Genomic DNA, 15,461 nt, shown 5'->3' with positions numbered 1-15,461 from the left:
CGGCCGCCGAAATGCGAACCGCCGGCGACCACCCGTGGAGCAGGGGGTGGTCGCCGGCGGTTCAGTGCTTCAGGTCAGCTCACCTGGTCAGGCGCAGCCAGAGCTTCTGGGTGCGACCGTCGGCGAACCGGACGACCATCACGACAGGAGTCGACTTCGCCTTGGCGAGGCGGGCACGAGCCTGCTGGTTCAGCGAGACCGTGACCTTCTTCTTCGCCCCGGCCTTGATGGTGAACGAGCCCTTGCCCAGCACCTTGCCGCTGGCCAGCTGCACCGTGGCGGTGGCCGCGCACGTGGCATCGACGCAGCGCAGCGAGACCGAGGCCTGGCGTCGCGCCTTGTTCGCGTCGAGCTTCTTGCCGACGGCGGAGACCTTCGGCTTCTTGACCACCGGGGGCGGCGTCTTCGCCTTCACCGTCAGCGAGGCCGCGGCCTCGCTCGGCTCGTGCGCGATGTCGCCGGCGTAGGTCGCCGTGAGGGCGACCGTGCCTGCCGTGGTGAAGGGACCGACCGTGACGGTGGCCTTGCCGGTGGCGTCGAGCGCGACCGGGGCCATCGGCTTGCCCGCGACCGAGACGACGACGTCACCGGTGGGGGTCTCCTGGGCCTCGGAGTCGACGGTCACCTGGACCTGGGCGGTCTTGCCGATCTCGACCTCGGACGGCGTGGGGGTCACCGTCGTCGACGAGGCGACGTTCTCCGGGTCGGCCAGGTCCTTGATCTGGACGTTGCGGTAGAACACGTTCTCGCCGCCGCCGTGGTTCTGCAGACCGAAGTACGACGGCAGACCCATCCGTGCGGGGTCGGTGCTGGTGAAGTCGTTGACCAGCGCACCGTTGAGGTAGATCCGGATGCGCTTGCCCTCGACCTTGATCTCGTAGTGGTTCCACTCCGGGACCGGGTTGAGCGCAGCATCGCGGGCAGGAAGGTCTGCGGACTGGAAGTTGTAGACCGCTCCCGTGGTGCTGTCCGCGTCGTCCGACGCGTCGATCTGGATCTCGTAGCCCTTGTCGACGGCGACCCACGGGTCACCGGCCGGGTTGGGGGCGTCACCTTCGTAGCGGGGGGTGGTCTCCGGGTTCGGGAACCCGACGAACACACCGCCGTTGTCGTCCTTGACGAGCTTCCAGTCCAGCTGCAGCGAGTAGTCGCCCTCGAGCGGGTCGGTGTGCCAGAGCAGACCGAGGCCGCCGTTGGTCTTCAGCGTGCAGTCCTCCTCGCGGGTGAACAGGCCGGGACCGGCCATCTTCCAGTCCGCCATGCTGGCTGCGGTGCCGTCGAAGAGCATCCGGTAGCCGGGGTCGGCCTCGGTGCCCGTGCAGGTGTCGGGCGTGACGACCGGGTCGCCGGTGACCTTGAACCAGTCGAAGACGCCGACCTGGTTGCCGTTGCCGGTGCCGTTGTAGGCAGCGAGGCCGATCTTGGGGTCGACCAGCCCGGTGCTCGGGTAGCCCGAGCCCATGGACGTCCACGTCGTGCCGTTGTCGACCGACCAGCGGCCCTGGATCGCGGTGCCGGTCGAGACCAGCTGCAGCTGCAGCTCGTCAGGAGCGGCGCCGTCGGGCAGGTCGGCGTTGGTGTAGACCATGTCGCCGTTGATCCGGCGGCCGAGCTCGAGCACCCAGTCGCCGTCCGGCTTCTCCATCGCGACGAACTTGGCGTAGTTCGTGGCGCTGGTCCAGGCCACGAGACCACCCTGGAGGTAGTCGTCGGCGCCGGTCATCGAGAACTGCGTGGTAGCCGCCCACGGACCCTCGGCGGGAGCCGACTGCAGGATCATGTTCTTCGCGTCGACCGCCCCACCGGAGAGGTCACCGCCCTGGGCGTTGATCCGCAGCTGGCCGCCGGCGACGGTGACGCCGGTCGCCGTCTTGTTCAGGATCGTGCTCCAGCGACAGGTGTCGAGCGTGGTGCCGTCGAACTCGTCGTCGGCACCCGGCACCTGACCCGGGGCGCACGCCTCGCGGGCGCCGAGGGCGAGGTAGTCGATGTTGACGTTGCCGTTGTCACCGGTGTCGCGCTGGATCGTGACGACGTTGGCGCCGGCGGCCAGCTCGAGCTGGTCGGTGATCGTGCCCCAGGTCTTCCACGAGCCCGTGGGCGGCAGCGACAGCTTCTTGGCGAAGGTGCCGTTGACGTAGACCGACATCTGCTTGGTCTGGTCGGGCTGCGGGTTCGGGCCGTTGGCGTAGCCGACCGTGACGTTGTGGAGCCCGGCCGCGGTCGGGGTGACGTCGAAGGTGACGGCGGTGCCGTCGTTCTCGAAGCCACCGACGTAGCCGGTGCCGCTGTAGCCGGCGTGCTCGGTCTGGACGCGGTTGTTCTCGCCGGTGATCGTGCCGTCCTCGGCCTCGACCCGACCGCCGGTCGGGTCGATCACCTTGAGGTGGTCGAGGTTGACGTTGCCGTCGTCACCGGTCTCGTAGGCGAGCTCGACGCGGGTGGTCCCGGCGGGCAGGTTCACCCGCACGGTGAACGTGCCCCAGGTCTTCCAGTCCGCGAACGGCGGCAGGGTGATCGTCTGGAGGACGCCGCCGACGTACAGGCTCATCTTCTTGGCCTGGTTCGGCTGCGGGTTCGGGCCGTTGCCGTAGCGGAGCTGCAGGTCGTAGGCGCCCGCCTTCGGCGCGACGACCTCGACCGTGGTGCCGGAGCCGATGGACTGGATGCCGTCGACGAAGCCGGAGCCGGTGTAGCCGGCGTGCTCGGTCGAGATGCCGGCGGAGCCGGTGAGGTCGCCGTCCTCGAGCTCGTAGATGCCGTCGGCCGGGGCCTCGGGCTCGGGGGCGACGTAGCCCGGGTAGTTGTTCAGCGTGTACCAGGCCTCGGTGTTCCACAGCTGCTCGCCCGACGCCGCGGCGAAGGGGCGCGGGGAGCGCAGGTGCACGACGCGGTCGGGCTTCATGCCGTCGACCATCACCGTGACGGTCTTGCCGTCCTGGCTGGCCTCGGCGCTGGAGACGGTGAGGGTCTCCTCGTCGAGCTTCGGGCCGCCGTACTGCGCGGTGGGCCGGTAGCGCCACTGGTCGACGACGTAGGCGTCGTCGAGGTTCGCCAGCGTCGCGGCGGAGAGGGGCTCGGTGTAGGTGATCTCGAAGCCGCCCTCGACCACGTCCATCGACAGCATGTCGAACGGGACGGTGCCGCTGAGGTCGAGCTTCTGCAGGCCGAAGCGGAGCTTGCCGTTCTGGCCCCAGTTGCCGCCGGCGCCGAGGCCGCCCACGATCAGCGAGCCGTCAGGACCGGCGAGGACGCGGCTGACGCCGGCCTCGAGGCCCTGCGTCATCCGGAACAGGGCACCCTGCTTGGCGCCGCCGACCTCCTCGAGGTCGGCGCGCTGCAGGCCGCCGTAGGTGACGTCGCCGATGAACATCTGGCCCGCGTAGGGACCCTCCTCGACGACGATCGGGGTGCTCGGGGAGTTGGCGATCTCGTTCTGCGGCATCCACAGCACCGGCTTGGTCACGGGCTGGTCGTCGAAGCGACCCGGCGTGCCGTCCTTCTCGGTGGTGAAGTGGTTGTAGAACTGGCCCGGCTTGATCTCGATGAGCTTGTTGGCCGGGAGCCACCCACCCTGGTTGTCGGTCACGAAGATCTCGCCGTCGGCTCCCCAGCCCATGCCGTGGGGCGTGCGGAGGCCGCCGGCGACGTACTCGATCTCGCCGGTCGCCCGGTCGATGGTGATGTGCGTGCCGCGGTCCTGCGAGCCCTGCGGCACGGTGGTGGCGCCGCCGAGGTTGATGGAGACCGAGAGGTTGACGTGGAACTGGTCGGTGGCCTCGTCGTAGAGCATGCCGAAGCCGAACTCGTGGAAGTTGCCGTCGAAGGGGTACGCCGCGATGTCCTCGCGTCCCTCGAAGACGCCGTCGGAGTTGCCGTCGACGAGCTTGATGAGCCCGGTCTTCTCGGAGATGTAGATGTCGCCGTCGACGACCTTGATGCCCTGCGGCTCCTTGAGCTCGCCGGCGATCTTGGTGCGCGTGACGTCGGTGGGGCTGGCGGCGTCCTTGACGCCCTCGAGCCGGTAGAGCTCGCCGAGCTCGACGTTGCCCTGGTCGTTGCCGTTGCCGCCCCACGTGAGGACGAGGAGGTCGTCGCCGTCCCACTCCAGGCCGGTGACCTGGGGCTCGAAGCCACTCGGGCGGAGGTCGACCAGGTCGTAGGCGGGGTTGACGCCGTCGAGCATGAGGCCGTCACCGGCCGAGTCGTCCTGGCCCTCGCACTGCTTGAAGCCGGGGGCGGTGACGCGGGTGACGCCGGCCTCGGTGCTGAGCACGGTGTTGGGGACCACGGTGAAGGCGGTGTCGCCGGGCTTCTTCCACTGCAGCGTCAGCTGCTCGCCGCCGCCGGCCTCGAAGAAGTCGATCCGCAGCTTCTTGACGCCGGTGGTCAGCGTGACGGCGCCGTCCTTCGGCACGTTGCCGTGGAGGCCGTCGTTGTCGATGACGCTGGTGCCGTCGATGAACAGCTGGGAGCCGTCGTCGCTCAGCAGCCGGAAGGTGTACTCACCGGCGGTGGTGATGTCGAGGTCGGCGAGCGCCTCCACGACGAAGTTGTCGGACAGGCCGCCGAAGTCCTCGGGGGCGTCCCAGTCGATGGTGGGCTTGAGCAGGTCGACGTTGGGCGTCTGCGCCGCCTTGAGCGTGCAGAGCTCCGAGATCGACGCGCCGAGCTGGTAGCCACGCAGGGTGACGCCCGGCTCGTTGCCGGCCGGGATCGCTGCCTGCGCGCTGGGCAGCGACGCGAGCAGCCCCAGCGTCAGGGCGCCGGCGGCGAGGGTGGCGAAGGAACCGCGGCGCAGGGCTCGCGGGCGATTGTGTTGCAACAGACGGGTGCTTGACACCGATGACCTCCCAGAAGTCCCGGGCTCGAGCGAGCCGGGATACACGTGATGACCGTCACTGTAGGGGACATTTGCCGACTCTTGGAAGACTTAGGACTGAGTTCTCTACAAAAGTCGGACCGGTCTAGAGTCGCGCTCGTGCTGGAGCGGTGGGGCCGATGGGTGTGTCACCGACGCGCCGTCGTGCTGGGGGCCTGGGCCCTCCTGGTCGTCGCCGGCTCCGTGCTCGGCGGTTCGGTGTTCGACAAGGCCACCGAGCCCGGCCTGCGCGACGGCGTCGAGTCGACGACGGTCGAGCAGCGTCTGGACCGTCTCGACCCCGAGGGCGAGCAGGTCGTGGCGGTGCTCGCCGGCACCGATGCGCTCGCCGTCAACCTCGTCGACGCCGCCAGCACCATCCTCTACGACCTGCGCGAGCTGCCCGGCGTCGCCGAGATCCGCGACCCGTACACGACCGGCGCGAGCGACCTGGTCGCCGCCGACGGCCAGGGCGCCGTCGTCGAGGTCGAGCTCGACCCGACGCTCACCCGCGACGAGGCGCTCGCGGTGGCCGCCCAGGTGGCCGAGGAGCTGCGCGCCATCCCCTTCCCCTCCGTGCTGGTCGGCGGTGAGCTGCTCGCCGAGGAGGACTTCGCCGACCAGGCGGTCCAGGACGCCGCCCGGGGCGAGGGCGTCGCGCTCGTGGTCCTGCTCGTCGTCCTGGTGGTCGCGCTCGGGGGCTGGGTCGTCGGCGCCATGCCCGTCGTGACCGCGCTCGGCGCCGTCGCGGTCTCGTTGCTCGGCCTGACCGGCCTGACCACCCTCACCTCGGTCAGCGAGTACGCCGTCAACGTGGTGACGGTCCTCGGCCTCGGCCTGGCCGTCGACTACAGCCTGCTGGTCCTGGCCCGCTTCCGCGAGGAGCGGGCCGCCGCCGGGAGCAAGGACTCACTCGCCGCCGTGCTCGGGCGGACGACCGCGACGGCCGGGCGGACCGTGCTCGTCTCCGGCGTCACCGTCGGCTCCGCGCTCGCCGCGCTGCTCGTGCTCGGCGACCCGGTCCTCACCGGCATGGCCGTCGGCGGGGTGGTGGCGGTGGTCGTGGCCACCGCGGCGGGCCTCACCCTGGCACCGGCCATGATCGCGGTCGGGCACGCCCGCGTGCCGGCCCCCGGCGCCGGCCGCCCCGCCCGCCGTCCCCGGCCCGAGGGCCGGTCGCTCCTGGCCGTGCTGGCCGGTTTCGCGCAGGCCCGCCCGTGGCCGGTGCTGCTCGCCGCCACCGCGTTCCTCCTGCTCCTCGCCAGCCCGCTGCTCGCCCTCGACGTCGGCAACTCCGACGCCCGGGCGCTGCCGCGCGACAGCGAGCCCCGGCAGGTCTACGAGGCCGTGCAGCGCGACTACCCCGACCTGCGGACCACACCCATCACGGTGCTCGCCGAACCTCCGCCCGGGGACGCCCGGCTGCTGGCGGTCGTCAGCCGGCTGGTCGAGCGCGACGACGTCGACGAGGTCCTCGTGCGCGACCCGCTCCGCGACGGGTCCAGCCGGCTGGCCGTGGAGCCGAAGGGCCCCACCTCGGGCGCGACCGCGCAGCGCCTGGTGACCGAGCTGCGCGAGCTCGACCTCGGCGTCCCGGTGCTGGTCGGAGGGCCGGCCGCCGAGCTGGTCGACGCCAAGTCGGCCACCGCGGCACGGCTGCCGCTGGCGGTGCTCGCCGTCGTCCTGGTGGCCGGCCTGCTCCTGCTGCGACTCACCGGGTCGCTGGTCATCGCCGCCAAGACCCTCGTGCTGAACCTGCTCTCGCTCGCCGCCACCCTCGGCGTCGTGGTCGCGATCTTCCAGTGGGGCTGGGGCTCCTCGCTGCTCGGCTTCACGTCCTGGGGCGCGCTCGACATCACCTCCCCGTTGCTGCTGTTCATGTTCGTCTTCGGGCTCTCGATGGACTACCACGTGTTCCTGGTCGCCCGGATCAAGGAGGCCTGGGACGCACCGGCCCGCGGCCGCGGCGCTCCCGCCCGCGGCAGCCGGGCCGCCAACGACCACGCCGTCCTCGCCGGCATCACGGCGTCCGGCCCGGTCGTGACCCTGGCCGCGCTGGCCATCGCCATCGTCTTCCTCGGCTTCGCCGCCGGCCGGCTCGTGGCCATCAAGGAGATCGGGGTCGGCATGACCGTCGCGATCCTGCTCGACGTCACCGTGGTCCGCGGCCTGCTGCTCCCGGCCGCCATGACCCTCCTCGGGCAGTGGAACTGGTGGCGGCCGGGGAGGACGCCGGACCGGGCGCCCGACAGGGCGCCGGGCAAGGGCCCGGGCAAGGGTTCGGGCAAGGGCTCGGGCAAGGCGTCGGGCAAGGCGTCGGGCAAGGCGTCGGGCAAGGCGTCGGGCAAGGCGTCGGCGTAGGAGCCGGGCGCACGGTCGGTCCCCTCTAGGGTTGGCCCGTGCAACGCATCCTCGTGACCGGCGGGGCCGGGTTCATCGGCTCCAACTTCGTCCACCACGTCCTCGGCCGCACCGACGCCACCGTGACGGTGCTCGACAAGCTGACCTACGCCGCGTCCCGGGAGTCCCTCGACGGGCTGCCGGCCGGACGCGTCGACCTGGTCGTCGGCGACGTCGCCGACCAGCCGCTGGTCGAGAGGCTCGCCGGCGAGCACGACGCGATCGTGCACTTCGCGGCCGAGTCGCACAACGACAACTCGCTCAGCGAGCCCGGCCCGTTCATCCAGACCAACCTGGTCGGCACGTTCTGCGTGCTGGAGGCCGCGCGCAAGCACGGCACCCGGCTGCACCACATCTCGACCGACGAGGTGTACGGCGACCTCGAGCTCGACGACCCGGCCCGGTTCACCGAGGCGACGCCGTACAACCCGAGCAGCCCGTACTCCGCCGCCAAGGCCGGGTCCGACCACCTGGTGCGTGCCTGGGTGCGCAGCTTCGGCGTGCAGGCCACGATCAGCAACTGCTCCAACAACTACGGTCCCTGGCAGCACGTCGAGAAGTTCATCCCGCGCCAGATCACCAACGTCCTCGACGGCGGGCGGCCGAAGGTCTACGGCGCCGGCACCAACGTGCGCGACTGGATCCACGCCGAGGACCACTCCTCGGCCGTGTGGACGATCCTGGAGCGCGGCCGGATCGGCGAGACCTACCTGATCGGCGCCGACGGCGAGAAGAACAACCTCGAGGTCGTCCGGATGATCCTCGAGCACCTCGGCCGCGACGCCGACGACTTCGACCTCGTGACCGACCGCGCCGGCCACGACCTGCGCTACGCGATCGACTCCTCCAAGCTGCGCGCCGAGCTCGGCTGGACGCCGTCGTTCCCCGACTTCGGGACCGGCCTGGCCCGCACCATCGAGTGGTACCGCGACCACGAGTCGTGGTGGCGCCCCGGCAAGGACGCCACCGAGGCGGCGTACGCGGCCAAGGGGCAGGCGTGAAGCCGACCGCGACGTGCGGGCGGTCGGCGTCCCCCGCGCAGGTCGAGCAGGCAACCCGCGCACCCAGGCCGACCCATGGCTGAGCTGGCCGTGGAGACCACCCCGATCCCCGGCCTGCTCGTCGTGCGGCTGCCGGTGCACGCGGACGCGCGCGGCTGGTTCAAGGAGGCCTGGCAGCGGGCGAAGATGACGGCGCTCGGGCTGCCGGACTTCGGGCCGGTGCAGCAGAACGTCTCGTTCAACACCCGCCGCGGCGCGACCCGCGGCATCCACACCGAGCCGTGGGACAAGTTCGTCTCCGTCAGCACCGGCCGGGCCTTCGGGGCGTGGGTCGACATGCGTGAGGGCGCGTCGTTCGGCGCCACGTTCACGATCGAGCTCGACCCGTCGGTCGCCGTCTACGTCCCGCGCGGGGTCGGCAACAGCTACCAGACCCTCGAGGACGGCGTCGCCTACAGCTACCTCGTCAACGACCACTGGCGCCCCGGCACCAGCTACCCGGCCCTCGACCTCGCCGACCCGGACGCCGCCGTCGCGTGGCCGATCCCGCTCGAGGAGGCCGAGGTCTCCGAGAAGGACCGCCACAACCCCCGGCTCGCCGACGTCACGCCGGTCGCCGGGCTGCGACCGCTGGTGCTCGGCGCCGGCGGCCAGCTCGGTCGTGCCCTGGTGGCCGCGATCCCCGGGGCCGTCGGAGTCACCCGGGCCGAGCTCGACGTCACCGACACGGGTCCGGGTGGGGCAGTCGAGGCGTGGCCCTGGCACGAGCACGACGTCGTCCTCAACGCCGCCGCCTACACCGCCGTCGACGCGGCCGAGACCCCCGAGGGCCGCGCGGCCGCGTGGACTGCCAACGCCGCCGCCCCCGCGGCGCTGGCCCGGGTCGCGGACGCGCACCGGCTGACGCTGGTGCACTACTCCACCGACTACGTCTTCGACGGCGAGGTCGCCGACCACGTCGAGGACGAGCCGCTGGCACCGCGCGGCGTCTACGGGCAGTCGAAGGCGGCCGGCGAGCTCGCGGTCGGCACCGCGGCGCGGCACTACCTGGTGCGGACCTCATGGGTCGTCGGCGAGGGCAACAACTTCGTGCGCACCATGCAGAGGCTCGCCGGCAACGGCGTCTCCCCGGCCGTCGTGGGAGACCAGGTCGGGCGGCTCACGTTCACCGACGAGCTCGTCCGCGCGACGCGGCACCTGCTCGAGTCACGGGCGGCATACGGCACCTACCACGTCAGCAACGGCGGCGACCCGATGTCGTGGGCCGACGTCGCCCGCCGGGTGTTCGCGCTCAGCGGGCGCGACGCCGGCGACGTGACCGCGACGACCACGGCCGAGTACGCCGTGGGTCGGGCGATGGCGCCGCGGCCGGCGCACAGCGCGTTCGACCTCGCCAAGCTGCGGGCCACGGGGTTCGAGCCCGAGGACGCGGCGGCGGCGCTGGAGCGCTACTGCGTGACGGACGCCTCGCGACCGTAGTCGTCCTGGAGGCGACAGATGTCGTCCTCCTCGCAGTAGGCGCCGAGCTGGACCTCGATGAGGACGAGGACCTCGTCCTCCTCGTTGGTGATCCGGTGGGCCTGCCCGATGTCGACGCGCACCGACTCGCCCGAGCGCAGGACGAGCACCGAGTCGTCGATCACGCAGGTGGCACGGCCGGCCACGACGGTCCAGTGCTCGGCGCGGTGCTCGTGGGTCTGGTAGCTCAGCCGCTGGGCCGGTGCGACGGAGATCCGCTTGACCTTGAAGCCGGCACCCTCGTCGAGGACGGTCCAGGAACCCCACGGCCTGGTCGCGTGGTCGCCGATCACTGAGTCCCCCGGGTTCGTGGCGTGGATGGAGTCGGCGAGGTCGTAGTGACTGCCGAGTAACCGACTGTAACCCGGTCCGGCCGCCACGGGTCCCCCATCAAGGGGTGAACGTGCACCCGGGGGTGCTTCAGCGGCGGCGGAGTCCGGCGAGCGCCGGACGGACGTCGGCGAGGTACACGAGCGCCGCCACCAGCAGGATGATGTTGACCAGCGGGATCGGGACCGGCACGAAGTAGATGACCACGCCCAGGCCGAGGATGGTGCACCAGGCCGTCTTGGTCAGCTTGTTGGCGGCGTCGTAGGACTCGGCGGAGTACAGCAGCGAGTTGACGAAGGCGAAGATCGCGACGCTCAGCCCGACGAAGAACACGATCAGGTAGACGGCGTTCTGGATCTCGAAGACGTTCATGGTGACGCGAACCCTATCGGCAGACAGCACGGAGCCCCCGCTGCCGATGGCTGCGGGGGCTCCGGGGGTCGAGCCGGGACGGGCCGTTCAGAACAGCGCGAGCTGCCCGTCGTCGTTCCTTCAGGCCGAGGGCGAGTCCGTCGAGGTCGCGGTGGACGGCGCCGGCGTGCTGGCCGGGGCCGGGGTGCTGGCCGGGGTGCTGGTGCCGGCCGGGGCCTTGGCCGGGGTGGTCGTCTTCGCGGCGGGGGCCTTCTTGGCGGCCGGCGCCTTCTTCGCGGTCGAGGCCTTCTTGGCGGCGGGCTTGGTCGCCGTCGACTTGGTGGCCGCGGGCTTGGTGGCCGTCGTCGCGGTGGCCGTGTTCTTGGTGGCGGTGGCCGTCTTCTTGGCCGGGGTCGCCTTGGCCGGGGTCGCCTTGGCCGGGGTCGCCTTCGCCGTGGTCGCCTTCGCCGTGGTCTTCTGCGGTGCCGGCTTGGCCGCGGTCTTGCTGGCGGCCTTGCGGGGGGCGGGCTTCGTGGCGGTCGCGGTCTTGGCCGACGGCTTGGTCGAGTTGACCTTCACCTCGACGCTCGCCGACGAGGGGAGCTTGGTGCCGCGGACGACGGCCTCGCCCCGCTTGGCGAGGTCGCCGTAGGTGCCGGTGACGGTGCTGGTCACGGTGCTGGTGAGGGTCGCGACGTTGTCGTTGACGGCGGTCTGGACCCTGGTCGGCAGCGCGAGGGCCTCGGCCTGGAGCTCGGCGACGCGGGTCTCCACCTTGCTCCGGCGGGCCCTGGCCTGCTCGAGGGCGGACTCGCGGGCCTTGGTCGCGTCGAAGCCGGTGACCGTCCTCTGCACGTCGGCGACGCGGGTCTCGACGTCCTTCTGGTAGCCGGTGAGCTTCTTCTGCACGTCGGCGACGTACTCCATGACGGCGGTGACGGCGAGGTCGCCGGCGCCGACGTAGGCGTAGATCGGGGTCAGCGCGGCTGCGGGGATGTCGAGGGACTTGAAGTCGATCTTGGTCTTGGCCATGGTCAGCTCTCCTGGGTGTCGGTGGGGTTGTCGGCGGGGTCGCCGACGAGGTTGCCGGCGGCATCGCCGGCGGGGTTGTCGGCGGGGTTGTCGGTGGGGTCGTCGGTGGGCCGGGGACTGCTCGGCGCCTCGGCGGTCGCGTTCATCGCGAGGAACGACGAGTAGACGTCGAGCAGCGACTGCTTCTGCCGCTCGGTCAGGCCGGGGTCGCCGAGGACGGCGATCTCGACCGTGCCCGCGACGTCGCTGCCGGGGCTGACGATGCCGGCGCGGATGTAGAGCTGCTCGGCCGAGATCCGCAGCGCCTTGGCCAGCTGCTGCAGGACGTCGGCCGACGGCTTGCGCAGCCCGCGCTCGATCTGGCTCAGGTAGGGGTTGGACACACCCGCCTGCTGGGCGAGCTGCCGCAGGGACAGGCGGGACGCGACCCGCTGCTCCTTGAGGTAGTCACCGAGCGACTCGACGGTCTGTCCGACCTTGTCGACGGTCTGCCCGACCTTGCTCTTTGCCATGCCTCCAGAGTGCTTGCTCCTGCTAGCAAAATGCAAACACAGCAAGCGTGGGTCTGGTCACACCGGGCGGGGCGAGCGGCGTGGGAGCGGTCGGGCGGGGACGGAAATCGTGCAATTGCCGCGGATTGCTCGGTTCCGGCGCGCGCGACCGAGCCATTCGCGGCAATTGCGCGATCTGGCCCTACCCCGAGCGCTCAGAACACGGCGCGGATCTCCCCCACCGGCACCCCGCCGCCGAGCAGCGGCAGCCGCCCGGTGGCGTCGACGTCGTCCGACCTGATGCCGGAACGGCGCAGCGCGGCGGCCATCAGGACCGGTCGGACGCGGGGGGCGCCGTCGTCGGTCTTGAGGGCGAAGGCGCGGCCGTCGGGGAGCGCGACGGCGTAGCAGGACTCGGCGCCGGCCTTGCCGATCGCCCCGGGCAGGGCGGTGAGCAGGGCGAGCTCGTCGCGGCGGGTGCCGGAGACGAACGCCGGGAACGCCCGGATCGCCTCGGCGATGCGGCGCTCCGGGCCGGACTCCGCGACGGCGAGCGTGCGGAAGGCGGTGGCCAGGCCGACGAGCGACGTCGAGAGCAGCGGCGCGCCGCACCCGTCGACGGCCACGACCTCGACCGGCTCGCCGGTCACCTCGGCGAAGGTGGCGGCGAGCGCGACCTGGAGCGGGTGGGCGGCGTCGAGGTAGGTGGCGAGGTCCCACCCCTGGAGGACGCAGGTGGCGAGCATCGCGGCGTGCTTGCCGGAGCAGTTCATCGAGATGCTGTCGCGCTCGCGGCCGGCGCGGATCGCGGCCTCACGGGCGACGTCGTCGAGCGGGTGGTCGAGCGGGGTCTGCAGGGCGTCCTCGGTGAGGCCGGCCGAGGCCAGGATCCGGCGTACGCCGTCGAGGTGGAAGTCCTCGCCGGAGTGCGACGCGCAGGCCAGCGCGAGCAGGTCGTCCGGCAGGTCGAGGCCGAGGTGCACCATCCCGAGTGCCTGGAGCGGCTTGTTGCACGAGCGCGGCAGCACCGGCACGTCGGTCGCGCCGACCGACCACTCGACGGCGCCGTCGGCGTCGAGCGCGACGAGGGAGCCGTAGTGGTGTCCCTCCACGAATCCGGAGCGGACGATCTCGGCGACGATCTCGGGCCGCGGGCTCGCGGTGGCGTTCTGCACAGTGCTCATGAAGTCAGGTTATCGACGCGAGTTTGGCATGATCTCCCCCGTGTCGAGCCCCCAGCACTGTCCGACGCCGCGCGAGCTCGACGACCTCGAGCTGATCGTGTCCGGCGCCGCCCCCGTCGCGTCCTTCGGGACGCCGGGCAGCCCCCTGACCCTCACCCTCCCGGACGCCGTCGCCGACGAGCCCGTCGTCGAGCTCGTCGACCCCGAGGGCCTCCCCCTCGCGCTCGTGCACCTCGAGGCCGACGGCGCCCGCCGCGTCGAGCCGCTCGCCACCGCGCAGCACGGTCCCTTCCGACGTCTCTACCTCGCGCCGGCCCAGGTGCGCGAGCGGTACGCCGGCCGCACGGTCGTCCCGGTCACCGGACCCGTCACCGACGACCAGCTCGCCCAGCTGGCCGGGCTGGGCCCGCTGGTCCTGCTCGCACTGGTCGGTCACGGCACGCCGGACCTCTCCCCCGTCGCGCTGCTGCGCGCGACCCTGCGCGTCGCGTCCGAGCTGCCGGACGCCGCCGTGGTCGCCGTCCCGCTGGCCGCGCACGACGACGCGGACGCCGACCACGAACTCGGCGTCCGGGTCACTGCGTCCTACGCCGGCGGCGCAGGGGGCGACCGCGTCGTCGGGCTCGTCGAGGCCGGCGAGCCGCTGGCCTCCCTCGACGACATCCTCGAGGCCGACCTGCCGGCGCCCGAGCATCAGGGCCTGGTCGTCTTCTTCACCGGTCTGTCCGGCAGCGGCAAGTCGACCCTGGCCCGCGCGCTGATGGACCGGCTGCTCGAGCAGGGCCTCCGCACCGTGACCAGCCTCGACGGCGACGTCGTCCGCCGGCACCTGTCGGCCGGCCTGACGTTCTCCCGGGCCGACCGCGAGACCAACATCCGCCGGATCGGCTGGGTCGCCGCGGAGATCAGCCGCCACGGCGGGGTCGCCGTGGTGAGTCCGATCGCCCCGTTCGCCGAGACCCGCGACCAGGTGCGCGCGATGGTCGAGGAGGCCCGTGGGGCGTTCTTCCTCGTGCACGTGGCGACGCCGCTGGAGGAGTGCGAGCGCCGGGACCGCAAGGGCCTGTACGCGAAGGCGCGACGCGGTGAGATCCCCGAGTTCACCGGCATCTCCTCGCCGTACGAGGAGCCCGACGACGCCGACGTCCGCGTCGACACCACGGGTCGCACGATCGACGACGCGCTCGGCGACGTCCTCGACGCGCTCGCAGCAGCCGGCTACGCCGACCTGCGCGTCGCCGCACCGCAGACCGTCGCCCCCGAGAGGATCATCTGATGGACCTGTTCACCGCGACCGCGCTCGGCATCCTCGCCGCCGGCTTCTTCGTCGGCATCGTCGTCGGCCTGACCGGCATGGGCGGTGGCGCGCTGATGACGCCGGCGCTGCTGTTCCTCGCGCCGCACCAGGCGGCGTCCGCGGTCGTCGCGGCCGACCTCACCGCGGCGGCGGTCTACAAGTCCGGCGGAGCGATCGTGCACTCGCGCGAGGGCTCGCCGAACCTCCAGCTCGCGAAGTGGCTGATCCTCGGGTCGGTGCCGATGGCGCTGCTCGGGCCCTACGCGCTCAAGGCGTTCACCGACCCCGAGGACCTCGACCACACGCTGAAGTTCGCGATCGGGATCGCGCTGCTGCTGGCCGCGACGACGTACGCGCTGCGGCTCTACATCAACCTGCGCCGGGTCCGCGCCGGCGGCGACCTCGGCGACGAGGACCCCCGCATCCGACCGGTCGCGACGCTGCTCGTCGGCGCCCTGGGCGGCCTGCTCGTCGGCATCACCAGCGTCGGCTCGGGCTCGGTCATCATGGTCGCGCTGCTCATGCTCTACCCGGGCCTGTCCGCGGTGAAGCTGGTCGGCACCGACCTCGTGCAGGCGGTCCCGCTCGTGCTGGCCGCCGCCATCTCCAACATCGCCATCCACGGCCTCGACTGGGAGCTGCTGATCCCCCTCCTCGTCGGGTCGATCCCCGGCACCATCCTGGGCAGCAAGCTCGCACCGAAGGTGCCGCAGTCCTTCATCCGCCGCGCCATCGTCGTGGTGCTGACGATGTCGGGCGTCGCGCTGCTCGGCAAGGCCGGCTGGGAGCCGTTCGGCGAGGACGGCGCGCCCTACTTCATCGCCGCCACCGGCATCGTGATGGTCGTGCTCGTGCCGCTGGTCTGGGGTGTCCTGCGCAAGGAGCAGGGCCTGCCGATGTTCGGCGCTCCGTACGTCGCCGACCTCGAGGGCACCTCGAAGAGCGACCGCACCGGTACGCCGTCCGCGTGAGCCCGTCGGCCCGGGCCCGGAGCTG

General features: G+C 71.9%; 11 protein-coding genes. 5 read left to right on the top strand and 6 right to left on the bottom strand.

The window, feature by feature from the left end:
- Nucleotides 1–79: 79 nt before the first annotated feature.
- Nucleotides 80–4,825: a family 16 glycoside hydrolase gene (locus tag E4623_RS12205; protein WP_167736597.1), complete on the bottom strand. Its 4,746-nt coding sequence runs from the start codon at nt 4,823–4,825 to the stop codon at nt 80–82.
- A 156-nt stretch (nt 4,826–4,981) separates the two neighbouring features.
- Between E4623_RS12205 and E4623_RS12200 the strand changes: the two genes are divergently transcribed.
- From E4623_RS12200 to E4623_RS12190, 3 genes are all read left to right on the top strand, one after another.
- Nucleotides 4,982–7,222, top strand: coding sequence for an MMPL family transporter (locus E4623_RS12200; protein ID WP_167736596.1), 2,241 nt, complete (start codon nt 4,982–4,984; stop codon nt 7,220–7,222).
- 38 nt (nt 7,223–7,260) lie between these two features.
- Nucleotides 7,261–8,262, top strand: coding sequence for a dTDP-glucose 4,6-dehydratase (gene rfbB / locus E4623_RS12195; RefSeq protein ID WP_134766798.1), 1,002 nt, complete (start codon nt 7,261–7,263; stop codon nt 8,260–8,262).
- 75 nt (nt 8,263–8,337) lie between these two features.
- On the top strand, nt 8,338–9,741 hold the full coding sequence (locus tag E4623_RS12190; RefSeq protein ID WP_134766797.1) for a sugar nucleotide-binding protein: 1,404 nt from the start codon (nt 8,338–8,340) through the stop codon (nt 9,739–9,741).
- On the opposite strand, the gene E4623_RS12185 is transcribed toward E4623_RS12190, so the two are convergent.
- The 5 genes from E4623_RS12185 to E4623_RS12165 form a co-directional block, all read right to left on the bottom strand.
- The gene (locus tag E4623_RS12185; RefSeq protein ID WP_280633654.1) at nt 9,711–10,160 is read right to left on the bottom strand and encodes a phosphomannose isomerase type II C-terminal cupin domain; all 450 of its coding nucleotides are present in this window, start codon (nt 10,158–10,160) and stop codon (nt 9,711–9,713) included. The genes E4623_RS12190 and E4623_RS12185 overlap by 31 nt on opposite strands.
- 40 nt (nt 10,161–10,200) lie before the next feature.
- On the bottom strand, nt 10,201–10,482 hold the full coding sequence (locus tag E4623_RS12180; RefSeq protein WP_134766796.1) for a DUF2516 family protein: 282 nt from the start codon (nt 10,480–10,482) through the stop codon (nt 10,201–10,203).
- Between the two features lie 120 nt (nt 10,483–10,602).
- Entirely contained in the window at nt 10,603–11,493 is an 891-nt protein-coding gene (locus E4623_RS12175) for a hypothetical protein (RefSeq protein ID WP_134766795.1), read from the bottom strand.
- A gap of 2 nt (nt 11,494–11,495) precedes the next feature.
- Nucleotides 11,496–12,005, bottom strand: a complete 510-nt coding sequence (locus tag E4623_RS12170) for a helix-turn-helix transcriptional regulator (protein ID WP_134766794.1) — start codon at nt 12,003–12,005, stop codon at nt 11,496–11,498.
- Nucleotides 12,006–12,199: 194 nt separating this feature from the next.
- Nucleotides 12,200–13,168, bottom strand: a complete 969-nt coding sequence (locus E4623_RS12165; protein WP_134766793.1) for an asparaginase — start codon at nt 13,166–13,168, stop codon at nt 12,200–12,202.
- A gap of 40 nt (nt 13,169–13,208) precedes the next feature.
- Here E4623_RS12165 and cysC point away from each other — a divergent pair, with 40 nt between their 5' ends.
- Nucleotides 13,209–14,444 carry an adenylyl-sulfate kinase gene (gene cysC / locus E4623_RS12160; protein ID WP_245155046.1) on the top strand — a complete coding sequence of 412 codons (1,236 nt, stop codon included), beginning with the start codon at nt 13,209–13,211 and terminating at the stop codon, nt 14,442–14,444.
- A complete protein-coding gene (locus E4623_RS12155) occupies nt 14,444–15,436 on the top strand; it encodes a sulfite exporter TauE/SafE family protein (RefSeq protein ID WP_134766792.1) in 993 nt (330 codons plus the stop codon). The genes cysC and E4623_RS12155 overlap by 1 nt, the downstream gene beginning before the upstream one ends.
- Nucleotides 15,437–15,461 lie beyond the last annotated feature (25 nt).

This window comes from Nocardioides sp. 1609 (genome assembly GCF_004522105.1).
Taxonomy (GTDB): Bacteria; Actinomycetota; Actinomycetes; order Propionibacteriales; family Nocardioidaceae; genus Nocardioides.
Note: the sequence above shows the minus strand (reverse complement) of the source record. Positions and strands in the feature narration are given on the sequence as shown.